This is a genomic window from Bacillota bacterium (assembly GCA_040757205.1).
Lineage (GTDB): Bacteria > Bacillota > Desulfotomaculia > Desulfotomaculales > Desulforudaceae > Desulforudis.
Genome location: JBFLXL010000009.1, coordinates 24,826 through 46,387 on the forward strand (window position 1 = coordinate 24,826; position 21,562 = coordinate 46,387).

At 61.7% G+C, this 21,562-nt stretch carries 22 protein-coding genes; 16 read left to right on the plus strand and 6 right to left on the minus strand.

Annotation, left to right across the window (positions count from 1 at the left end; translation table 11 throughout):
- Nucleotides 1–98 precede the first annotated feature (98 nt).
- From sigG to AB1402_07670, 3 genes are all read left to right on the plus strand, one after another.
- Nucleotides 99–869: an RNA polymerase sporulation sigma factor SigG gene (gene sigG, locus AB1402_07660; GenBank protein ID MEW6541472.1), complete on the plus strand. Its 771-nt coding sequence runs from the start codon at nt 99–101 to the stop codon at nt 867–869.
- 24 nt (nt 870–893) lie between these two features.
- A complete protein-coding gene (gene spoIIR, locus AB1402_07665; GenBank protein ID MEW6541473.1) occupies nt 894–1,544 on the plus strand; it encodes a stage II sporulation protein R in 651 nt (216 codons plus the stop codon).
- A gap of 203 nt (nt 1,545–1,747) precedes the next feature.
- Nucleotides 1,748–2,011 carry a YlmC/YmxH family sporulation protein gene (locus tag AB1402_07670; GenBank protein MEW6541474.1) on the plus strand — a complete coding sequence of 88 codons (264 nt, stop codon included), beginning with the start codon at nt 1,748–1,750 and terminating at the stop codon, nt 2,009–2,011.
- A gap of 41 nt (nt 2,012–2,052) precedes the next feature.
- Here the strand turns inward: AB1402_07670 and AB1402_07675 are convergent, their stop codons facing one another.
- The gene (locus AB1402_07675) at nt 2,053–2,265 is read right to left on the minus strand and encodes a zinc ribbon domain-containing protein (protein MEW6541475.1); all 213 of its coding nucleotides are present in this window, start codon (nt 2,263–2,265) and stop codon (nt 2,053–2,055) included.
- 302 nt (nt 2,266–2,567) lie between these two features.
- Between AB1402_07675 and AB1402_07680 the strand changes: the two genes are divergently transcribed.
- The 12 genes from AB1402_07680 to ileS all read left to right on the plus strand — a co-directional run bounded on the left by AB1402_07680 (nt 2,568) and on the right by ileS (nt 14,562).
- The gene (locus tag AB1402_07680) at nt 2,568–4,142 is read left to right on the plus strand and encodes an MBL fold metallo-hydrolase (GenBank protein ID MEW6541476.1); all 1,575 of its coding nucleotides are present in this window, start codon (nt 2,568–2,570) and stop codon (nt 4,140–4,142) included.
- A complete protein-coding gene (gene pgeF, locus AB1402_07685) occupies nt 4,123–4,953 on the plus strand; it encodes a peptidoglycan editing factor PgeF (protein ID MEW6541477.1) in 831 nt (276 codons plus the stop codon). The genes AB1402_07680 and pgeF overlap by 20 nt, the downstream gene beginning before the upstream one ends.
- A 7-nt stretch (nt 4,954–4,960) precedes the next feature.
- A complete protein-coding gene (locus tag AB1402_07690) occupies nt 4,961–5,656 on the plus strand; it encodes a response regulator transcription factor (GenBank protein ID MEW6541478.1) in 696 nt (231 codons plus the stop codon).
- Nucleotides 5,653–6,987 (plus strand): two-component system histidine kinase PnpS, encoded by a 1,335-nt coding sequence (gene pnpS / locus AB1402_07695; GenBank protein ID MEW6541479.1) that lies wholly within the window; start codon nt 5,653–5,655, stop codon nt 6,985–6,987. Before AB1402_07690 ends, pnpS begins: the two co-directional genes overlap by 4 nt.
- A gap of 166 nt (nt 6,988–7,153) precedes the next feature.
- Complete coding sequence (gene pstB, locus AB1402_07700) at nt 7,154–7,909, plus strand: phosphate ABC transporter ATP-binding protein PstB (GenBank protein ID MEW6541480.1); 756 nt, start codon at nt 7,154–7,156, stop codon at nt 7,907–7,909.
- A 90-nt stretch (nt 7,910–7,999) separates the two neighbouring features.
- Nucleotides 8,000–8,656: a phosphate signaling complex protein PhoU gene (phoU, locus tag AB1402_07705; GenBank protein ID MEW6541481.1), complete on the plus strand. Its 657-nt coding sequence runs from the start codon at nt 8,000–8,002 to the stop codon at nt 8,654–8,656.
- 157 nt (nt 8,657–8,813) lie between these two features.
- Nucleotides 8,814–9,518 (plus strand): YggS family pyridoxal phosphate-dependent enzyme, encoded by a 705-nt coding sequence (locus tag AB1402_07710; GenBank protein ID MEW6541482.1) that lies wholly within the window; start codon nt 8,814–8,816, stop codon nt 9,516–9,518.
- Nucleotides 9,515–9,943: a cell division protein SepF gene (locus tag AB1402_07715; protein ID MEW6541483.1), complete on the plus strand. Its 429-nt coding sequence runs from the start codon at nt 9,515–9,517 to the stop codon at nt 9,941–9,943. The genes AB1402_07710 and AB1402_07715 overlap by 4 nt, the downstream gene beginning before the upstream one ends.
- Nucleotides 9,944–9,958: 15 nt before the next feature.
- On the plus strand, nt 9,959–10,786 hold the full coding sequence (proC, locus tag AB1402_07720; GenBank protein MEW6541484.1) for a pyrroline-5-carboxylate reductase: 828 nt from the start codon (nt 9,959–9,961) through the stop codon (nt 10,784–10,786).
- Nucleotides 10,783–11,037 carry a YggT family protein gene (locus AB1402_07725; protein MEW6541485.1) on the plus strand — a complete coding sequence of 85 codons (255 nt, stop codon included), beginning with the start codon at nt 10,783–10,785 and terminating at the stop codon, nt 11,035–11,037. The genes proC and AB1402_07725 overlap by 4 nt, the downstream gene beginning before the upstream one ends.
- A gap of 13 nt (nt 11,038–11,050) precedes the next feature.
- Nucleotides 11,051–11,737 (plus strand): DivIVA domain-containing protein, encoded by a 687-nt coding sequence (locus AB1402_07730; GenBank protein ID MEW6541486.1) that lies wholly within the window; start codon nt 11,051–11,053, stop codon nt 11,735–11,737.
- A gap of 35 nt (nt 11,738–11,772) precedes the next feature.
- Nucleotides 11,773–14,562, plus strand: a complete 2,790-nt coding sequence (ileS, locus tag AB1402_07735) for an isoleucine--tRNA ligase (GenBank protein ID MEW6541487.1) — start codon at nt 11,773–11,775, stop codon at nt 14,560–14,562.
- Between the two features lie 8 nt (nt 14,563–14,570).
- On the opposite strand, the gene AB1402_07740 is transcribed toward ileS, so the two are convergent.
- From AB1402_07740 to polA, 5 genes are all read right to left on the minus strand, one after another.
- Nucleotides 14,571–15,110 (minus strand): lytic transglycosylase domain-containing protein, encoded by a 540-nt coding sequence (locus AB1402_07740; GenBank protein MEW6541488.1) that lies wholly within the window; start codon nt 15,108–15,110, stop codon nt 14,571–14,573.
- Between the two features lie 6 nt (nt 15,111–15,116).
- A complete protein-coding gene (gene coaE, locus AB1402_07745) occupies nt 15,117–15,710 on the minus strand; it encodes a dephospho-CoA kinase (protein MEW6541489.1) in 594 nt (197 codons plus the stop codon).
- Nucleotides 15,711–15,803: 93 nt separating this feature from the next.
- On the minus strand, nt 15,804–16,430 hold the full coding sequence (gene ytaF / locus AB1402_07750; protein MEW6541490.1) for a sporulation membrane protein YtaF: 627 nt from the start codon (nt 16,428–16,430) through the stop codon (nt 15,804–15,806).
- A gap of 14 nt (nt 16,431–16,444) precedes the next feature.
- The gene (gene mutM, locus AB1402_07755) at nt 16,445–17,308 is read right to left on the minus strand and encodes a DNA-formamidopyrimidine glycosylase (protein ID MEW6541491.1); all 864 of its coding nucleotides are present in this window, start codon (nt 17,306–17,308) and stop codon (nt 16,445–16,447) included.
- Nucleotides 17,287–19,923 carry a DNA polymerase I gene (polA, locus tag AB1402_07760; protein ID MEW6541492.1) on the minus strand — a complete coding sequence of 879 codons (2,637 nt, stop codon included), beginning with the start codon at nt 19,921–19,923 and terminating at the stop codon, nt 17,287–17,289. The genes mutM and polA overlap by 22 nt, the downstream gene beginning before the upstream one ends.
- Before the next feature lie 312 nt (nt 19,924–20,235).
- Between polA and AB1402_07765 the strand changes: the two genes are divergently transcribed.
- On the plus strand, nt 20,236–21,498 hold the full coding sequence (locus AB1402_07765; protein ID MEW6541493.1) for a cyclin family protein: 1,263 nt from the start codon (nt 20,236–20,238) through the stop codon (nt 21,496–21,498).
- The last annotated feature ends 64 nt before the right edge of the window (nt 21,499–21,562 follow it).

A 21,562-nucleotide genomic window follows, 5' to 3' on the forward strand; every position in this document is an offset into this window, starting at 1 on the left:
TTCCGGCTCCCGCCCGGTGGGCCGGCCGTGGTGCGGGTATAAACGCCTGCGGGCAAGGCAATAATGAGGACAATCAAATAACGCAGGGAGGCCGGGTTGTGGTCAACAAGGTGGAGATTTGCGGGGTTAACACGTCCAAGCTCCCCGTCTTGACCGCCGCTGAAATGCGGCAGCTGTTCCAGGAGATGCAAGCCGGAGATCCCTCGGCCCGGTCCAAACTCATCAACGGGAACCTCAGACTGGTTTTGAGCGTGATCCAAAGGTTCACGAACCGCGGTGAGTTTGTGGACGACCTGTTCCAAGTCGGATGTATCGGCCTGATCAAGGCCATTGACAACTTCGACTTGGGCCAGAACGTCAAGTTCTCCACCTACGCCGTGCCGATGATCATCGGCGAAATCAGGCGTTACTTGCGGGACAACAACCCCATCCGGGTCTCGCGCTCCTTGCGTGACGTAGCGTACAAGGCGCTTCAGGTTCGGGACAACCTGGCCAACCGGTTTTCGCGCGAGCCGTCGGTGAGCGAAATCGCCCGGGAACTGAATATACCCCGCGAGGAAATCGTGTTCGCTCTGGACTCCATTCAAGAACCGATCTCACTTTTCGAACCGATTTACCACGACGGCGGGGATCCGATCTTTGTGATGGACCAGGTCTCTGACGATAAAAACGCTGATGCCAACTGGCTGGAGGGCATCGCCATCCGAGACGCGATCCGCAAGCTGAACGAGCGGGAAAAACTCATTCTAACCCTGCGGTTCTTCGAGGGGAAAACGCAGATGGAGGTGGCCGAGGAAATCGGCATCTCCCAGGCGCAGGTGTCCAGGCTGGAAAAAGCGGCCTTAAGCCATATGCGCAAATACATTTGACTCTCAAAGTGAGGTATGGTTGAAATGCGGAAAACGAAGCTTTTGGTGGTGGGCGTGCTGGTGGCGGGAGCAGTGGCGGCGGGTGGGGCCGCGGTGCACTGGCAGCAGGAGGCGGCCCTACCGGCCTACAACCAGGACAACTTGATCCGGATTCACATCGTGCCCCACAGCGACGATGAGGCCGACCAGGTTTTGAAGCATCGGGTGCGCCAAGCAGTGGTGGAAAATGTGCGTCCCCTCGTGTTCGGGGTGCATGACGCCCGGGAGGCCGGGCAGGTTATCGGTGACAGCCTGGTTATGATCCAACAGGTCAGTCAGGCGGAAGTGGAAAAAGCCGGGAAGCACTATCCGGTTGAGGTAGGCTACGGCACCTTTGCATTCCCGACCAGGACCTATGGGAGCCTGACCCTGGCCGCCGGTGATTACCAGGCCGTCCGGGTGACTCTTGGGTCCGGCGGCGGCGCCAACTGGTGGTGCGTGCTCTTCCCGCCGCTGTGCTTCGTGGACGCGGAGCCCCAGGCGCTTGGGGCGGGCACCGCGGATGGCGTTCCCGCTGCCGGGTCCGGTCGGCTGCAGGTGAAGTTCAGGGCGGCCGAACTTTGGGAAAGGTCCGCGGCCATTGCGGCGAACCTGGCCGGACACTTAAACGGCAAAGACAAGGAGGAACGGATCTAGGTAGTGGGCCGCAGCCAGGTCTGGGATGTGGGAAGTGGGAAGTTGGAGGTGGGATAAGGGGCCGGAAATCCGCATGCCGAATTCCTTTAAACCTCCCACTTCTCACTTCCCACTTCTCACTTCCCACCTCTCACCTCTCACCCCGGGGCGGTTTTGGTTCTTCCGGAAGGTGCGGCGTACATATAATTAACGGGGTGATCCAGATGCTGAAGGTGTCCGACCTCCGGATGCGTGAAATTGTGAATGTGATCGACGGCCGGCGCATGGGGTTGATCAAGGATATCGACATCGATCTCGACAACGGCCGGATCAGCGCGCTCATCCTGGCCGGCTCATCAAGGGTGCTCGGTTTTTTTGGGCGCGACGACGAAATCATGGTCCCTTGGGAAAAGATCGTTAAAATCGGAGTGGACGTAATTTTGGTAGAGGTGCCTGACTACGTTGAACGCTTTCCGGCGCGCAGATAGCCGGAGTATTGACCGGGGCTTTCGCCTTTTGATCGACAGGGTCAACGGCAGCCGGCACAACTGGATTTGGTGCAGGGCCCACAGGCATCGCCCTTTCCGCCCTCCGTACCCGGCGAACTGAACCCGGAAACGATTCGTACCACGCCGGAGGTGTTGCACTCCGGACAGGCAAGGTGCGCTCCGTTTTCACCGAGGCGGCAAAGCCTCTCGAATTTCCGCTGGCACCAAGGACATCTGAACTCGTATACCGGCACAATAGACCGCTCCTTTCGTCCCTAGCTTAAGCCTGACGCCCTGCGGCTGTCAAGGGCGGAGGGTCCGAGTCCGTCTCTTTTTCCGAACTCCGTTGTTACCCGGTTTATGGGTCCGCTTCACGCTCACCGGCAAGTTCGAAGATTCCGGCGGTGACAAGAAAACGCTTCTTTAGTGTTCACCAGCCTCCTTGTGTTTACCTCCCTCGAGTTTTCAGCTGCTTTCTGCGCAATCCGGTTGCCGTCCTTGGAGATTAGCGGCTATAATCTAGTCAGTCATTGAAACAGCAGGGAGGCGCTTCGCCTTGCGTCTGACTTTCTACGGTGCCACCGACACGGTGACCGGATCCTGTTTCCTGCTGGACACGGGCAAACTCCGGCTCCTGGTGGACTGCGGGTTGTTTCAGGGCCGCAAGGAAATCCGGAAAAGAAACTACGAACCGTTCCCCTTCGCTCCGGAGAGCATCAACCTGGTGCTGTTGACCCACGCCCATATCGACCACAGCGGCCTATTGCCGAAGCTCGTCAAGCACGGTTTCCGCGGCCGCATTCTGGCCACCGGATGTACCGTGGAACTGTGCCGCGTGCTGTTGCCGGACAGCGGCTCCATCCAGGAATCGGAGGTGGCCTTAAAAAACCGTAAGGCCAAGCGATCGGGGCAGCCCCAGCTCACGCCGATGTACACTGAGGACGACGCCTACCGGTGCCTCGAGTACTTCACCCCGGTCGATTATGACCGGCAGATCACTCTGGCGGACGGGGTGGAGTGCTGTTACCGCGATGCCGGCCACATCCTGGGCAGCGCCCTGATCGAGGTCCGCGTCGCCGGACCGGCAGGGGAAACCAAGCTGGTTTTTTCCGGTGACCTGGGGAACCAGGACCGGCCCTTTGTCCGAAACCCAACCAATGTGTTGGATGCCGACTACCTGGTCCTGGAGTCCACCTACGGGGCGCGGATGTACCTCCCCAGCCCGGAGGCCGGCCGGGAAGCCCTGAAGAAGGCGATTTGGGACACCTACCACAAGGGCGGCAACCTGCTGATCCCCGCCTTCGCCGTGGAACGCACCCAGGACTTGATCTATTACGTCTTCGCCTTGGACCGGAACGGGGAACTGCCGCCGGTGAGCGTCTGGCTGGACAGTCCCCTGGCGGTGGCGATTACCCGGGTTTTCGGCCGCCACCCCGAATGCTTCGACGACGAAACGACAAGCCTCGCGGCCGGCGGTATCGATCCCCTGGGCACGCCGCATCTGAAACTGGCCCGAACGGTGGAGGAGTCCCGGGCGCTGAACGAGTCGCCCGGCCCGAACGTGATCATCGCCGGCAGCGGCATGTGTGACGGCGGCCGGATCAGGCACCACTTGAAACACAACCTCTGGCGTCCCGAATCCACCGTCTTGTTTGTGGGTTACCAGGCCGAGGACACTCTGGGCCGGTACCTGGTGGAGGGGGCGAAGAGGGTGAGGCTCTTTGGCGAGGACATCGTGGTCAAGGCCGACATTGTGAATGTCAACGGTTTCTCATCCCACGCCGACCAGAAGATGCTTTTGGAGTGGGTAGCCAATTTCCGGGTACGACCACGCCGGATCTTCCTGGTACACGGGGAGGCCGTCGCCGCCGCAGCGTTGCGGGAATTGCTCGGGGCCGCCGGGTTTGAGGCCTACCGGCCCGGGTGGCAGGAAACAGTCATTCTTGGTCCGGGGCGGACGGTGGAGGAAAGGCTTTGGCAGGTATTTTCCGGCCTGCGTGCCCGGACGGAAGCGTATCTCAAAACACATTCCGAACCAGAAGCGTATAACCGCATCTTAGAGAAGCTGGTGGCCCTGGATGTGGATCTGCACGGCAATGCGGGGGGCGGAAATGGACGCGGGGAGGGCTAGTTCCGGTTTTCGAGCAGAAGAAGCCGGCGGGCTGGTATACTATACGCCCGGGTTTGCGCGGGGGGACGGCGTTCGGGCCGCTTTCAGCAACCGGCGGGGAGGCTGGAGCCGGGGCCCCCACAGTACGTTGAACTTGGGACTGCACGTGGGCGACGACCCGCAAGCGGTCCTCAGCAACCGGGCCTCTTTCTGTGCGGCGCTCGGGTTGAACCACCGGGACTTGGTGGCTTGCGCCCAGGTGCACGGAACGGCGATGGCGGTGGTGGGGCCGGACGACCGGGGCCGGGGGGCTTTTGACCCGGGTGGGGCGGTGCCCGGAGTCGACGGCCTGGCCACCGATGTCCCCGGAGTGCCGCTCGTCACTTTTTATGGTGACTGTGTGCCCCTCTTCTTTTTCGACCCGGTACGGCCGGCGATCGCCCTGGTGCACGCCGGCTGGCGGGGGACTCTGGGCCGGATCGCCGCCCGGGCCGTCAGCCTGATGCGGGAGCATTTCGGCGCTTCACCCGAAAGAATGCTGGTTGGAATCGGCCCGTCGATCGGGGCCTGCTGCTATACGGTGGGTCCGGAGGTGGCCCAGATGTTCGCCCGGCAATTCGGCCCCGCGGCGGAGGTCCGCTGCCACCCCGGGGAAGGCGGGCGGCTCGACCTGGCGTTGCTCAACAGGCGGATTCTGGAGGCGGCCGGCGTGTGGAGCGAGCATATCGATACTGCTCCGTGGTGTACTTCGTGCCACCCCGAAGAGTTCTTTTCCCACCGGGCCTCCCGGGGGATAACCGGCCGGATGGCCGCAGTAATGGCCCTGGAGTGATTGGTCAATGGCAAGGGTTTTGGTGGTCGAGGACGACAAACACATTGTCGAACTGGTGCGGTACGCCCTGGAGAAAGATGGCTTTCAGGTGCTGGAGGCCCACGACGGCGACCGGGCGTTGGAGATGGTCCACGCGCAGCGGATCGACCTGGTGGTGCTGGATGTCATGCTGCCCGGTCTGGACGGGCTGACCATTTGCCGGCTGATGCGCCAGGACGAGCGCACCCGGGACATTCCGGTGATCATCCTGAGCGCGAGGGGCCAGGAGTTGGACCGCGTGCTCGGCCTGGAACTGGGCGCCGACGATTATATCGCCAAGCCGTTCAGCGTGCGGGAACTGGTCGCCCGGGTCAAGGCGCGGCTGCGTCGTCACGTCCCGGTGCAAGAGGGGCGCAAGATGGTCCGGTCGGGCGACCTGGTAATCGACGCGGAACGTCTGGCGGTTGAGGCGGCGGGAACGCGGGAGCGACTGACGCCCACCGAATTTGAGTTGTTGTGGGTGTTGGCCGCGAGTCCGGGCCGGGTTTTCTCCCGGGATTTGCTGCTCCAGAAGGTCTGGGGCTATGACTATGCGGGGGATTCCCGGACCGTGGACGTGCATGTGCGTCACGTGCGCCAAAAACTGCAGCGGCTGCCTGGAAGCCCCCAGTACATTGAAACGGTGCGCGGAGTCGGCTACCGTTTCCGGGAGTTGAGCGGATGAGACGGATGCAGAACCAGGTGGTTTTCAGCCTGCTGCTGTTGGCGATGGTGATCATCTCCTTATGGGCGCTTTCCGCCGCGGGCCTTCTCGGTACGGGAGCGGCGATGGCGCTGGGGCTCCTGGCCACGGCGGCGATGGCCGTCCTGGCCCCCCGGTTTATCAGCCAGCCGCTCTCCAGGGTGGCCGAGACCGCCGAGAAGATTGCGGAGGGTGACCTCAACAAAACCATCCGGGTATACGAGGGCGACGAAGTCGGCAAGCTGGCGCAGAGTTTCAACCAGATGGCCCAGCGCTTGCGGGGCACGCTGAGCCTGGTGACCGACGAGAAAAACCGGATCCAGGCCATTCTGGACAGTATGGCGGACGGAGTGATCGCCGTCGGCCGGGAGACGCGGGTAATCCTGATCAACCCGGTGGTTGAAGAAGCTTTCGGCCTGAACGAGGAAGCGAGCCTCGGCCGGACGGTGCTCGAGGTGGTGCGGGACTACGAACTGGACCGGCTCTTCCGCCAGGCGCTGGAGACGGGCCGGCCTTTGAAGCAGGAACTGCGGATTCTGACCCCGGAGCCGCGCATCTTTCGGGTGCACTTGACCCCGCTCCGCGGTCCTCAGGGCGGCGTGGTCGCCCTTTTCCGGGACATCACCGAGCGCCGCCGGCTGGAAGAAATGCGCACCGAATTCGTGGCCAACGCTTCACACGAGTTGCGCACGCCGCTGACGTCCATCCGGGGGTTCATCGAGGCCCTGAGGGACGGCGCGGTGAATGAGCCGGAAACGGCGCACCGTTTCTTGGGCATTATTCAGGAGGAAACCGACCGGCTGACCGAATTGGTGGACGACCTGCTGAAACTGGCCACCATTGAGGAGCGGCGGAATATGTTCGGCCGTTTGCCGGTGGAATTGCCTGCGGTCGTGCAACGGGCGGTGGATACATTCGCCTCCCGGGCCCGGCAAAAAGGACTGGCGCTGCGGGTGGAACTCCCCGAAGGGTTGCCTCCGGTGACCGGGGACGAGGACCTCTTGGCCCAGGTGTTCAACAACCTTTTGGACAACGCCGTAAAGTTCACCGAAAAAGGCGGGATTACGATCCGGGCCGCGGCGGCCGAGGGCGGAGTGGAAGTGGAAGTCTCGGATACCGGCGCCGGGATCGCGCCGGAAAACCTGCCCCGGATCTTCGAGCGCTTCTTCCGGGCGGACAAGGCCCGCACCCAGGGCGGCACCGGCCTGGGGCTGGCGATCGTCAAACACACCGTCGAGGGTCACGGCGGCAAAATACGGGTGACGAGCAAGCCCGGCCAGGGCACGACCTTTTCTTTGTTTTTGCCGTCCTAGTACCGGTATCGAGCTTCGGCCTTAACTTTTCCTTAACATTGCTTTAACACCGGACTAATAATGGCGTGTTAGGCTGGATCGGGGGAGAATCGGGCTCTGACCGGGCAGGTGGTTCGCGCCGGCGCCATTGTGCCTTTTCGGCAAAACCTAGGAGGACGAAAGACGGATGGAGAATAAGATCGCAATCCGGGACCTCAATTTACACTATGGGGATTTCCAAGCTCTGACCGACATCAACATGGACGTTCCGGAGCGGCGGATCACCGCGCTCATCGGGCCTTCCGGCTGCGGCAAGAGCACGTTTTTGCGGGTCTTGAACCGGATGAACGATTTGATTGAAGGGGTGCGGGTGTCGGGAGAGGTGTTGCTCGACGGTCAGAACATCGTGGGACCGGAGGTTGACGTGGTACAACTCCGCAAGCGGGTCGGGATGGTGTTCCAGCGGCCCAACCCCTTTCCGATGTCGGTGTACGACAACGTTGCCTACGGGCCGCGGATTCACGGTTTGAAGAACAAGCAGCGGCTTGACGAGATCGTGGAGCGCAGCCTGCGGGACGCGGCCCTCTGGGAGGAGGTCCGTGACCGCCTGTTCCGCTCGGCGTTGGGGCTTTCGGGCGGGCAGCAGCAACGGCTGTGCATCGCCCGGCTGCTGGCGGTGGGGCCCGACGTGCTCCTGATGGACGAACCCAGCTCCGCCCTGGACCCGATCTCGACGCTCAAGATCGAGGAGTTGCTTCAGGAACTGAAAAAGGACTACACGATCATCATCGTCACGCACAACATGCAACAGGCGGCCCGGGTGTCGGACATTACCGCTTTCTTCCTGAACGGAGAAGTAGTGGAATCGGGAGCCACAGACACCCTGTTCACCAAACCGACCGACAAACGGACGGAAGACTACATTACCGGGCGTTTCGGCTAGTCAAGTGGTTCTTGCCCTTTCAATACGCATATGATACATTAATGCTTATTACATTTAACCGATTAGTTTATCGAGCCAGGGGTGGTCCCATTGTCCAATCGGCGCGCTTTTGACACGGAATTGAACGATTTGAAGCATGACATCCTGCGGATGGCCAGTCTGGTCGAGCAGAGCATTTTCAACGCTCTCGAGGCGCTCTTGAAACAGGACCCGCTGATCGCGAGAGACGTCATCACCGGGGACGATGCTATCGACCGGATGAGATACGAAACCGAAAACCGGTGCATCCGGCTGATCGCCACCCAGCAGCCGATGGCCCGGGACCTGAGGGTGATTGTCACCGGCATCAAGATCCTGATCAATCTGGAGCGGATGGGCGACCACGCCGAGGATATCGCCCGGGCGGCGATGTGCGTTTGCGGGCGGATGCCCGCCAAGCCGCTGGAGAAGATCCCCCGGATGGCGCAGCTTGTCCAGCGCATGGTCAAGGACGGCTTGGACGCCTACGTGCACGGTGACGTGGAAAAGGCCCGGCAGATGTGCCTTATGGACGACGACGTGGACGAGATCTACAACCTGACCTTCCAGGACCTGATCACCTACATGGAAGAAAACCCCCACACCATTCCCTGCGTGGTGTACCTCCTTATGGTTGCCCGCTCCTTGGAGCGCCTGGCGGACCGGGCGACGAACATCGGCGAGGAAGTTATCTACCTGGTTACTGGAGAATGGAAAGAGCTGAACTAGAAAGAGCCCGCGCCAGGGCTCTTTTTCTTCGCAGGAGTTGCCGCCGGGGCGTAGAATAGCATGCCCCAAACAAGTACCGGTAATTTGCCTTGTGTTTAAGATACTCCTGAAATCGGCCCGGCTGTTAAGCTGGTACACGATCGGGGGCGGGACAGGCGTGCAAACGATAGATGTGGTTCACAACCTGGAACAGGTTCGCCGGCGGCTCGCCGCAGCGGCCGGGCGCGCCGGGCGTGACCCGGAGACCGTCGGGCTGGTGGCCGTTTCTAAAGACGTCGGCCCGGAACAGATCAGGAAGGCCTTGGAGGCGGGCGTACAGGTCTTTGGAGAGAGCCGGGTGCAGGAACTGGCCGGGAAGTACCCTGAACTGCCGGGAGCGCGGTGGCACTTCATCGGTCATCTGCAGCGCAACAAGGTCAAGTACCTGGTGGGCCGGGTGGAACTGATCCACAGTTTGGATCGCTGGTCGCTGGCGGAGGAACTGGACCGCCGGGCCCGGGGGCAAGGGCGCCCGTTCCGGGTGCTGGTCCAGGTGAGAGCGGGGGCGGACGAAGGGAAACTCGGGGTTGGGGCCGCCGAAGTGGGTGATTTTGTCAGCCGGGTGGCAGGACTGGGCGGCCTGGATGTCGAAGGAATTATGGTTATCGCGCCGTTTGTGGAAGACCCGGAACAGACGCGTCCCTATTTCCGGGCCGTGAAACGGCTTTTTGACAGTCTTGCGGATGTGCCCGGCTTCAAGGGACGTTACCTTTCAATGGGAATGAGCGGCGACTTCGAAGTCGCGGTGGAGGAGGGAGCGAATCTGGTCCGCGTGGGCACGGCCGTTTTCGGCCCCCGAAAATGCACATTAAGGGAGGGCTGACGGTGGGAAGAAGAAAACTGGTGGACCGGGTCCTGAATTTCATGGGTTTTGAGGATGAAGGGCCGGAACAGGTGCAGGAGGAGCGGGTGCCGCGGGAGAGCCCGGACCCCAAGAAGAAGGCCACCGTGGTAAATCTCCACGCGCAGCGGCAGACACGAGTGGTGGTGGTGGAGCCCAAGTTGTTCGACGAGGCCCAGGAAATCGCCGAGCACTTGAAAAACCGGCGCCCCGTGATCGTAAACCTGGAACGCGTGGACACCGACATCGCCCGGCGGATCGTGGACTTTGTGAGCGGTGCCACTTTGGCGTTGAACGGAGCCCAGCAGAAGGTGGGCGGGGGCATCTTTCTGTTCGTGCCCAACAACGTGGACATCGAAGGCAAAACCCAGGCGCCGGAACGGGGGATTTTCCCCTGGATCAAGTAACAGGGGTGTAGTAACTTGACCGTAGAGCGTTTCAAAGTCGGCATTGCCGGCGGCGGGGCCATGGGGGAAGCCTTGGTGCGGGGCCTCTTAGCGGCCGGCACGCATTCTCCGGCAGAACTGATGGTCAGCGAGGTGTACGGGCCGCGGCGGGAGTATCTGGAACGGGAAACCGGGATTGGGACCGTGGCGGAAAACCAGCGGCTGGTGGAATTCGGCGAGGTGCTGATCCTGGCCGTGAAACCGCATGTTGTCGGTGACGTGGCCGCCGAGATCAGGTCCGGATTGCGGCCGTCGCAGACGGTGATCAGTATCGCGGCCGGGGTGAGTCTGGAATATATTGAAGAAAGCTTAGGCGAAGGTTTCCCGGTGATCCGGGTGATGCCGAACACGCCGGCCTTGGTGGGCGCGGCGGCGAGTGCCTACTGTCTTGGGCGTTACGCCGGTTCCCGCGACGAGGCCCGGGCCCGAACCGTACTGGAGGCGGTGGGCCTGGCGGTCCAGGTTGAGGAACGGTTGCTGGATGCCGTAACCGGTTTGAGCGGCAGCGGCCCGGCATACATGTTCCTGGTTCTGGAGTCCTTGGCCGACGGGGCGGTAAGAATGGGCCTGCCGCGTAACGTCAGCGCTATGTTGGCGGCCCAGACCATGTACGGGGCGGCGAAGATGGCACTGGAGACGGGTGAACACGCGGGACGGTTGAAAGACATGGTTGTTACCCCGGGCGGCACAACGGCGGCCGGTCTGTTTGCGCTGGAAGTGGGGGGCGTGCGGGCGGCGCTGCAACGGGCGGTGCAGGAGGCTACCGAAAGAGCCCGGGAGATTAATAAGCGGGGTGGATCATGAGCCTTATAGTCGACGTAGTCAGTACGGCTTTCAGCGTCTATTCCTTACTGATCATCGGCCGGATTTTGCTTTCCTGGATCCCGCACAATCCATACAACCCGGTGGTCCGGTTCGTGTACGAATTGACGGATCCCTATCTGAACATCTTCCGGCGCGTCATCCCGCCGCTCGGGATGATTGATATTTCCCCCATTGTGGCGCTGCTGGTCTTGCACCTGATCCGGTCGGTTATCATAACGCTTCTGATTTAGGGGGAGGTGCACGATGGTCACGCCGCTGGAAATCAAAAAGAAAGAGTTCCGGCGCTGTTTCCGGGGCTATGACGACCAGGAAGTGGACAACTTCCTGGACCGGGTGGCGGCCGCTATCGAAACGCTGCTCAAGGAAAACGAAGAACTCAAGGATGCCGTGGAACGGGCGGAGCAGAACGTCTCCAACTACCGGGAGATAGAAAACGCGTTGCAGCAGACTCTGGTGTTTGCCCAGAAAAACGCCCAGGAACTGAGGGAAAACGTGCAGAAAGAAGCGGATGTCATCCGGAGCGAGGCCCGGACGGCGGCCGAAGCGATTCGCCACGAGGCGGCGCAGAAGGCCGAGTTGCTTCTTGAGGAATCCCGGCGAAAGGCGGAAGAAATCACGCTACAGGCTCACCGGCAGGCCGAACAGTCTCTGGAAGCGGCCCAACGTCAGGTGGACGAGCTTCTTCAGGAGTACCGGCAAATGAAAAAACAAGTAAAGGCTTTTCGGGATCAGTTCCGGTCTTTTTTGGAGACCCAACTCGAACTGCTTGATGACCAGGAACACGGAGTGGCCCGGGAGATGAAGCCGGTGATTTCGGAAGAGAGCAGGGGGGTTGAGCCTGGTACCGCAGGGGCCGAGCCTGACGTGGGGGGAACCGAACCCCAGCCAGAAACCCGGCAGTTGAAGCCGATAGCCGGCGGCAAATCCTAAGTTGCGAACCGTAAACCTGGGGGTTTGAAGCGCGAATGGATTACAGCAAAACCCTGAACCTCCCGACAACCGAATTCCCGATGCGCGCCAATCTGCCGCAGCGGGAACCGGAAATCGGGCGGTTCTGGGACGAAATCGACATCTACCAACTGGTGCAGGCCAAAAATGCCGGGCGGCCGAAGTTCATTCTGCACGACGGCCCCCCGTATGCCAACGGACACATCCACCTGGGCACTTCGCTCAACAAAATCCTGAAAGATATGGTGGTCAAGTTCAAATCAATGGACGGCTACAGTGCGCCGTACGTGCCGGGGTGGGACACCCACGGACTGCCCATCGAACAGCAGGCCATCAAACAGCTCAAAATCAAAAGGAGCGAGCTTGGCCCCGTTGAGTTCCGGCGGAAGTGCCGGGAATACGCCCTGAAATTCGTGGACATCCAGCGCGCCGAGTTTACGCGGCTGGGAGTGCGCGGGGAATGGAAAAACCCCTACCTGACCCTGCAACCCCATTTCGAAACCCGCCAGATTGAGGTTTTCGGCGAGATGGCCAAGCGGGGCTACATCTACAAGGGGTTGAAGTCGGTATACTGGTGCGCGGACTGCGAGACCGCGCTGGCCGAGGCTGAAGTGGAATACGCGGAAAAAGAGTCTCCGTCCATCCACGCCGCTTTTCCGGTGGTTGACGGCCGGGGACTCGTGCCGGATCAAGGCGCGGCCATCGTGATTTGGACCACGACGCCCTGGACCATCCCGTCCAACGTCGCCATCTGCGTGCACCCGGAGTTTATGTATGTGCTCCTTTTTAGCGGGGGCCGGGCTTATCTGGTGGCCCGGGACCTGGCCGACGGTTTCCGGCAGGTGCTGGGCGACCCCGGGGCCGAAGTCGAACGGGAGTTCCGCGGGGCGGAGCTGGAGGGGGTAGTCTGCCGGCACCCCTTCGTCGAGCGCGATTCGGTGGTGGTGCTGGGCGATTACGTGACCCTGGAGCAGGGCACCGGCTGTGTGCACATCGCGCCCGGGCACGGCGAGGAAGACTTTGCGCTCGGTCAACGCTACCACCTGCCCGTCATTTCGCCGATCAACGGCAAGGGCTGTTTCACGGCCGAGGCCGGGAACCTGCTGGACGGCATCTTCTACCTTGACGCCAACCCGGTGGTGGTGCGAGAGCTCGAGACACGCGGGGCGCTGGTGAGGCATTCGCGGACGCGGCACCAGTACCCGCACTGCTGGCGGTGCAAGCGCCCGGTGTTTTACCGCGCCACCGAGCAGTGGTTTGCTTCCATCGACGGTTTCCGCAGGCACCTTTTGGAAGCTGTCGACCGGGTGGATTGGATTCCGGCCTGGGGCCGGGACCGGATTTACGGGATGGTCGCCGGCCGCGGCGACTGGTGTATTTCCCGGCAGCGCCTCTGGGGCGTGCCCATCCCTATTTTCTACTGCGGTGATTGCGGCCGGGCCGTGATCACGGACGAAACAATCGGTCATCTAAAAGGGCTTTTCGCACAATACGGTTCCGACGTATGGTATGCCCGGGAAGCCGCGGAACTGGTGCCGCCCGGCTTGGCCTGTCCGCATTGCGAAGGCCGGGGAGAATATACGAAGGAACTGGACACTATGGATGTGTGGTTTGACTCGGGGTCCAGTCACTGGGCGGTGCTCACCCAGCCCGACTACTGGCCGGAACTGCATTGGCCGGCGGACATGTATCTGGAGGGAAGCGACCAACACCGGGGCTGGTTCAATTCCTCGCTCACCACGGCGGTGGCCGTCACCGGCGAGCCGCCGTACCGGGCCGTGCTCACCCACGGCTTCGTGGTCGACGAACAGGGACGGAAGATGTCCAAGTCGCTGGGTAACGTTGTCGAGCCGATGGAAGTCCTCAAGGAACTAGGCGCCGACATCCTGCGGCTGTGGGTTTGCTCGGCAGACTACCGGGGAGATCTGGCGGTCTCACCCGGTATCCTGAAACAAATGTCCGAGGCCTACCGAAAAATCCGGAACACTTTTCGTTTTTTGCTGGGCAACCTGCAGGACTTCGATCCCGAAAGGGACACGGCAGCCTACGCGGAACTGACCGAACTTGACCGGTACGCCCTCCTGAAGTTGCACCGGGTAATGGACCGGGTGCTGCGGGCCTACCGGGAATACGAGTTTCACCAGGTCTACCACACATTATACAATTACTGCGTCACCGACTTGAGCGCCTTCTACCTGAACGTGATCAAGGACCGGCTGTACTGTGAACCGGCCGCGTCGGTCAGCCGCCGGGGGGCGCAGACTGTGCTCTACGGCGTGCTCGACTCCTTGGTCCGGCTGCTGGTGCCGGTGCTGGCCTACACCACCGAGGAGGTTTGGAGGCATTTCCCGGCCAACGGCAAGAAACCGCCCAGCGTACAGCTCTTGGAGATGCCCGAACCAAACCCCGAATACATGGACGATGAACTGGAACGGCGTTGGGAGCGGCTCCTGGCGGTGCGCCAGGACGTGCTCCGGGTGCTGGAGAGCGCGCGCCAGGAGAAGCTGATCCGGGACGCGCTCGAGGCGGAAGTAGTGCTCTGTGCGGAGCCGGAGCTGCTTGGATTTCTCAGGGAAAACCAAGCCCAACTACCGGTTGTTTTTGTCACTTCATCGGTGCGAGTGCTGCCGGCGGTGCAGACGGGAGAGGGGGCCGTCTCCGGAACCGTACCGGGGCTTTTGGTGGCCGTGCGCCGCGCCCCCGGCACCAAGTGCGTGCGCTGCTGGACCTACGGCGAAATCGGGTTCGATCCGGAACATCCCGAAATCTGCCCCCGCTGTGCCGCCACCCTGGGATCAAACCTTTAGTCTGATCCCTATCGGTAAAGGAAGTTGTAGATGCGGTAGTGGAGCAGGACCTTTCTCACGAACCGTCGGGTTTCCGGGAAGGGGATCTGTTCCAGGTTACCTGCTTCCCCCGTCCAGCGGTCCTCGCCAAGCCATGTCCGGACGTTGCCGCGCCCCGCGTTGTATGCGGCCAAAACCAGGATGGGGTTCCGGCCGAACTCTTCGTTAAGGTACGCCAAGTACCAAGTGCCGAACATCAGGTTGGTTTCGACGTCGTTCAAGGCCTCGGGTTCGAACTCCTCCGCGCCGAGCTGTTCGGCGATCCAGTTCCCTGTTTCAGGCATGATCTGCATCAAGCCCAGGGCCCCTTTGGGGGACTCCGCCGTCGGCCGGAAGTTGCTCTCGGTTTTGATCACGGCGGCCACGAAGTAGGGGTCGAGGCGCTGCAGTTGGGAGTAGTGAAATACCAGTTCCTGGTGGGGGAAGGGATAGAAGTGACGCCCGATGCGTTCAGCATTGAAGGCCAGGATTATGAGCAGGATGACGAGCAAACACCCAAGTTTCTTCAATACTGATCACTCCGGCTTGATCTTGGTCCAGTACTTTATAACCTGTTGCCTGGTCCTTGTCAAGGACCCATTAGTGTCGATTATCCGGTGGGCGTGTCTGCTTTTTATTTCCTGAGGCATCTGAGCGGCGAGGATCCCGGCGGCCGTCTCGGAGGAAAGCCCGCGGGCCTGGAGACGCTTCAGCTTGACGTCCGGATCGGCCACGGTCAGCCAGACCTCGTCAACCAGCTTTTCCATTCCGGTTTCGAAGAGAAGCGGCACCTCAGCCACCAGCACCCCGGAGCCGCCTTCACGGGCCGCGGCGATCTCACGCTCCAGAACTTCCAGAACCGGAGGATGGATGATCCGGTTCAAAACCTCGCGCTCTCCGGGGTCAGTGAACACGCGGGCCGCCAGACGGGGCCTGTCCAGGGTGCCGTCAGGCTTTAAAAGGTCCCGGCCGAATACCCGGGCGATCTCTCGGAGCACGGGCGTTCCCGGCTCGGTCAACCGGCGGGCGATCCGGTCGGCGTCCAGCACGACCGCGCCCAGTTCCGCCAGGATCCGGGCCACCGTACTCTTGCCGCTGCCGGCGTCACCGGTGAGTCCGATAATCTTCACAGAGCACCATTCCGTTCTCCGAAGCCAAAGTATATTTACCTTTTTTGGCCGCTTGTGTCCCATCGTATCATTGATGGCCGGGCGCGGCCAAACCTAGGCCACGGTGCGCAGGACGCCCAGGACGATGAGCAGGCAGCCCGGCAGGAGACTGACCTTGTAGCTCAGGAGGTGGGCGGAACGCTCTCCGAGTACCATGCCCAGGTGCAGCAGCGTGAACAACCCGACCACCACGAACAAGGGCACAAATACGGAAGCGAGCCCCGACAAAGCGATGGCGAAACCAGCGGCAAAAGCGTCCAGAGCCAGGGCCATTCCCAGCACCACCGCTTCCCGGGCGGAAATGCATCCGGAACCGTCCATGTCGGCATCCAGCGGCTCCAGGAGTACCTGGATAACCATACCCAACTGGGGAATCCGGATGCTTAGCGTCCTCCGGGTGGAACTGCGCAGGGCCTGGAGCAAGATCCAGAACCCAAGCAAGATCAGGAGCGCCCCCCCCAGGAACCGGGCTGCATCCGGAGGGATTCCCCGAGCCGCCAGGTGCCCCAGGAACAAAGACAGGCTGATCGTCAAACCCGAAGTCAGGCTGATAATGACCATCGACGCGATCGGGACTCTGATCCGGCGCAAGCCGTAGGCCAAACCGGCAGCAAAGCCGTCGAGGCTCAAGGCCAACCCAAAAACCAACAAAACCGCTAATTCCAAGCTTGCACCCTCCACGGACTCTTCACCTTTTAGACTATGGGAGGGGTAGAGCTTTGGTGCTTGGAAAAAGGTTGGCAGTCAGGGCAGAAGTGGGTACCGCGCCCGCCGCAGCGGATCCGCTTCACCGGAGTACCGCACGCCGGGCAAGGGACCCCCTTTTTGCCGTAAACCCGCAGGATTTCCTGAAACCGGCCCTGCTGCCCGGCGCCGTCGACATAGTGCTGCACACTCGTCCCTCTGTAAGCCACACCCTCCGCCAGTACTTCCCTGATGACCCGGTACAGGGTAAGCGCTTCCCGGACGTCCAGACCGGCGGCGGGCCGCTCGGGGTGGATCCCGGCCCGGTAGAGCGCCTCGTCGGTGTAGATGTTCCCCAATCCGGCCAGGAAGGTCTGGTCCAGAAGCAGGGGCTTGATCATCCGCCTGGACCGGGCGAGCCGCCGGATGAAATCCTCCTCCACGAATCCGGCGCCGAGCGGTTCGACCCCCAACTCCCGCAGCCCGGGCACACGCCGCACCTCCCGTGCGGGCACCAGCCACACCCGGCCGAACTGGCGCAGGTCGGTGAACCTTAACAACCCCTGGTCCAGGTGCAGGACCAAGTGGGTGTGTTTGGGGCGGGGCTCGGACGGGCCGAGGCCCCTGTACACCAGTTGTCCGGTCATGCGCAGGTGCAGGATCAGCGCCCAGGCTTGCGACAACTCCACCAGGATGTACTTCCCGCGCCGGCTCAAACCCAGGATTTCACGCCCTTTGATCAGCCGCGCGAATTCTGCCGGTGACGGAGCGGCCACCACCTTCGGCAGCAGCACCTCGGCCCGTTCCACCACCAGTCCGGTGAGCCGGGTTCCCAAGTCACGCACGATAGTCTCTACCTCAGGAAGTTCAGGCATCGGGTCACCTCGTCTATTTGGCGCACTTCATACCAGTTGGGCCCGATTTTCAGGTCGACGGTCAGGGGCACGGAAAGCGGCAGCACATTTTCCATTTCGGCTTTGACCAGCGGGGCTACCGTGCACACTTCTTCCGCCGGCGCATCGAAGATAAGCTCGTCGTGCACCTGCAGGATCATCAGCGTTTTTAAGTCCCGCTCCCGTAAGCAGGCGTGGATATTGACCATGGCCAGCTTGATGATGTCGGCCGCAGTGCCTTGAATCGGCGTGTTGACCGCCGCCCGTTCCCCAAAGCTCCGCACGGTGTGGTTGGCGCTCGCGAGCTCGGGAAGAGGCCGGCGGCGGTTCAAAGCCGTGGTCACGTAACCGCGCTCCCGGGCCGAACGGATTGCGGCGTCTATATATTCCTTTACCCCGGGCAGGCAGGTGAAATACCTCCGGATGTACTCTCTGGCCTCGGCCCGGGTTACCTTAAGGTCCCTGGCCAGCCCGAAATCGCTGATCCCGTAAATGATGCCGAAATTGACCGCTTTGGCCCGGCTCCGCATCTCCGGGGTGACCATATCCAGCGGCACGCCGAAGACCTCGGCGGCCGTCCGGGCGTGGATGTCCTCTTCATTCCGGAAAGCGGTGATCAGTGCTGGATCCCCCGACAGGTGCGCCAGGATGCGCAGCTCGATTTGAGAGTAGTCCGCGGTCAGAAGCACGCGAGCCGGGTCGCGGGGAATGAACACCCTCCGGATCCGGCGGCCCTCCTCCATCCGGATCGGGATGTTTTGAAGGTTCGGCTCGGCCGACGATAGTCTGCCCGTGTTGGTTACCGTCTGGTGCAGGGTGGTATGCAACCGTCCGGTTGCGGGGTCGGCCAGGGCGGCCAGCCCGTCGGCGTAAGTGGTCTTGAGTTTGACCAACTGGCGGTACTCCAGGAGCAGAGCGGCGATTTCGTGTTTTTCAGCGAGGTCCAGCAGCACTCCGGCGTCGGTGGAGTATCCAGTCTTGGTTTTCTTTCCGGCCGGGAGCGAGAGCTTCTCGAACAGGATGTAGCCCAACTGGCGGGGGGAATTGAGATTAAAGTCCTCCCCGGCCAAGGCGCAAATCCGGGCGGCGAGTGCGTGCGCCCGGGTGCCGAATTCCTCCGACAGCGCCTCGAGCTGGTCCCGATCCACGGCCACGCCCACCCGTTCCATGTCCGCTAAGACCCCGGTCAGCGGCATTTCCACCCGGTCAAAGAGGTAGTCGAGTTCATACCCGCGCAAATCGGCCCGGAGAACCGGATAAAGCCTTCGGATGCACTCCGCCGCGGCGGCCGGGGCGGCGGGGCCGTGCCCAACCAACACCAGGTTCAGATACTGATGGGCCACATCCTCCAGTTGCTGGTTGGCCGCTAAGGGGTTCACCAGGTAAGCGGCCACCATGGTGTCAAAACCGATGTTGAGAAGTCTAAAATCCGGAGCCCAGCGCAAAAAGTCCTTGACATTGTGCATATGCTTGGCCACCCCCGGGTCGGCCAAGAGCCCGCGCACACCGGCCAGGATCTCCAAATCGGCCGCTTGGAGGGGCAAAAGGTAGTTCCCCGTCTCCACACTCAAACCCAGCATCTCGATACCGTTTCGGCCGCGCGCATAGGCGACGGCCACCGCGCCGGCCCGGCGGGCGTCACCCAGCACAGCCTCCAGGCGGTCGGGCCGGTCCAGGAGCCGGTAGTCGGGGCTGAACGCTTCCACCGGTTTCCCCGCGGGAACGCCCCCGGTGGCGGGGGCTTCGGTGATCCGGCGCACCAGGCTTCTAAACTCCAGCTTATTGAACACCGCCAACAGGGCCGGCTTGTCCGGACCCGGCCAAGTCTGGAGGTTTTCCGGTCCCAATCCGGGAACCGCGGTATCAATGGTCGCCAGCTTTTTGGACATTCGGGCCTGTTCGCCGAAGTCCTCCAGTTGTTGCCGGATACGGGGGGCGAGCCCGCTCAGGTTTTCCAGCACCGTCTCCAGCCGGCCGTGGTCGGCGAGGAGTTTCGCGGCCGTTTTCGGGCCGATGCCCGGTACGCCGGGAATATTGTCCGAAGGGTCGCCGACCAAGCCCTTCAGGTCGGCCAACTGTTCCGGGCTGATCCCGAAGCGCTCCCGCGTCTTGGCCGGGTCGTAGCGTTCGAGGTCGGTGATACCCTTGCGGGTCAGCAGGGCCTGGGTACGGGGCCCGACGAGTTGCAGGACGTCTTTGTCCCCGGTCAGGATCAGGGAGTCATGTCCCTTTTCACCGGCGATCCGAACCAGCGTGCCGATGAGGTCGTCAGCCTCGTAACCGTCTGCTTCGTGGATGGAGATCCGCAATGCTCCGAGCACATCCCTCAGTAAAGGCAGCTGGGGGCGCAGGTCGTCCGGCATCGGGGGGCGCTTGGCCTTGTATTCCTGGAAGGTATCATGGCGGAAAGTGATCCGGCCCTTGTCGAACGCCACCGCAATTATGTCCGGCTGTTCTTCGGCGATGGACCGCAGGAGCATGTTGGTAAAACCATATACGGCGTTAGTGGGCAAGCCGCCGGAAGTGGTAAGCGGTGGGACCGCATGGTAGGCCCGATGCAATAGGCTGTTGCCGTCGACCACGAGGAACTTGGCCATTGGAACACCTTCTCTCTGGTTTAGCGTATTATTTCACCGGTCCCGTTGCGGATACCTGCCGTTACCGGCAGGCCGAAAAGGCTGGCCCGACTGAGAATTTCTTGGCTTTCAAAGGGAATTTTAACGGGCGCGCAGGGCAGGAGACTTTGTTTAGGAGTCGAATACACTCTTGAAGGACCAGGGTCTCGCTGTAATTCAAGGCGCAGAGGGGGTTGGACCATCAACAACTCAGACCGGCAATGTCCCTGTGGTTGTGGCCGCTGTTACCACGAATGCTGTGGGAAACCGGAGAAAGTTGTTTCCCTGGCCCAGGTGAAGTGGCGCCGGGCCAGCGCCGAACTCCGGAGAAAGCTGGGAGAGTTTGCCGAAGAAGTTGTGTTTTTGCGGGAAGCGGCCTCAGCCCAGGAGGTTTACTTTGCGCAACTGGACGAAGATCTTCAGGCCCTGGATGATGACCTGGTAATCGAGCGGTGCTTCGAATGGTTTATTTTCGACTATCCTCTTTCGAGCGGGCAGTCGTTGATTGAATTATTCGGCGAGGTTTGCGGATCAAAACTGCCGTTCACGCAAGCGATGCTGTTGGTACTCTGGCAAGAGGCACGCAGCAGTTTCTTTGAAGTTAAAGCAGTCTACCCCGGCAAGGGAGTAGCCTTGGAACACCTGGTTTCCGGGAAGAAGGTTTATGTCCGGGAACGGGGAGTCCGGGACGACATCGTGCCCGGCAGCGTTCTGTACGTGCGGCTGCTCAAGGTGGGGGAAGAACACGAGTTTTCGACCAGTGCCATCGGTGTGGCGGCCGTGTTCAAGGCCGAGTTGGCGGACTGGCTGAAAAAGGACTTCCAGAAGTGGAAGCGGGCCCGCCGCCCCGGTGAGGACCGCACCTGGAACAGCTACCTGCGTCTGCAGGCGCACCGGCTGAACGGGCATATCATCCGCCTGGGACTGGGCTTGAGCGCCCCGGCGCCTTTTTGGGGACGGGATGACGGGTCGGCAACAGTTCCTTCGTTGCTGTCCTTTCTCCAGGGGGACACCTTAAGACAAGTATGCGCCACCAACGAGGGGCGGGAGCAGGTGGAGGAGTTGCTCCGCCTGATCCAGGGTGCTGAAGAAATCCGCAAGGTCCGCCGGTTCCTGAGGGCGGGCCGCTCACGGCCAGCGCCGGGGATGCCGCGCGACCGGGGCTTCGACGGTTTCGCCTGGCCTGAGGAAACCTATGCCGAGGTGGCTTCTCAGATCGCATCCGGCCTCGAGAACCTGGGGTACAGCCGGGAGGACACCAAGAGCACGGCTCTGCGCCTGTGGCACGACTTCTGCTGCCTGGAACGCCCTTACTTGAGGAAACCCCCGGCCTGGACGGCGGCGGTGATTTACGCGGCCATCCACAGGGAGGGCCGGAAGAAAGTCAGCCAGCACCGGCTGGCCCGGCTGTACGGCGTTTCGGCCTCTTCCGTCTCGAACAACTTCCGCAGGCTCTGTCAAGCGCTGCCACCGCAGCGGGGTGTGCCCATGCCCAGCACCGAACTGATGAAGATCGAACCCCTGATTCACCGGATACTGCACGACCTCAAATCCTAGTCTCTTCACCCCCTCTTGGAGGGGTTTTTTCTTTTTGGCCCGCATAGGATTGCCAGAAGGGGGT

Coding starts and splice junctions, on each gene's coding strand:
- spoIIR (MEW6541473.1), top strand. CDS start 894: ATGCGGAAAACGAAGCTTTTGGTGGTGGGCGTGCTGGTGGCGGGAGCA.
- AB1402_07670 (MEW6541474.1), top strand. CDS start 1,748: ATGCTGAAGGTGTCCGACCTCCGGATGCGTGAAATTGTGAATGTGATC.
- pgeF (MEW6541477.1), top strand. CDS start 4,123: ATGGACGCGGGGAGGGCTAGTTCCGGTTTTCGAGCAGAAGAAGCCGGC.
- AB1402_07690 (MEW6541478.1), top strand. CDS start 4,961: ATGGCAAGGGTTTTGGTGGTCGAGGACGACAAACACATTGTCGAACTG.
- pnpS (MEW6541479.1), top strand. CDS start 5,653: ATGAGACGGATGCAGAACCAGGTGGTTTTCAGCCTGCTGCTGTTGGCG.
- pstB (MEW6541480.1), top strand. CDS start 7,154: ATGGAGAATAAGATCGCAATCCGGGACCTCAATTTACACTATGGGGAT.
- AB1402_07725 (MEW6541485.1), top strand. CDS start 10,783: ATGAGCCTTATAGTCGACGTAGTCAGTACGGCTTTCAGCGTCTATTCC.
- AB1402_07730 (MEW6541486.1), top strand. CDS start 11,051: ATGGTCACGCCGCTGGAAATCAAAAAGAAAGAGTTCCGGCGCTGTTTC.
- ileS (MEW6541487.1), top strand. CDS start 11,773: ATGGATTACAGCAAAACCCTGAACCTCCCGACAACCGAATTCCCGATG.
- mutM (MEW6541491.1), bottom strand. CDS start 17,308: ATGCCTGAACTTCCTGAGGTAGAGACTATCGTGCGTGACTTGGGAACC.
- polA (MEW6541492.1), bottom strand. CDS start 19,923: ATGGCCAAGTTCCTCGTGGTCGACGGCAACAGCCTATTGCATCGGGCC.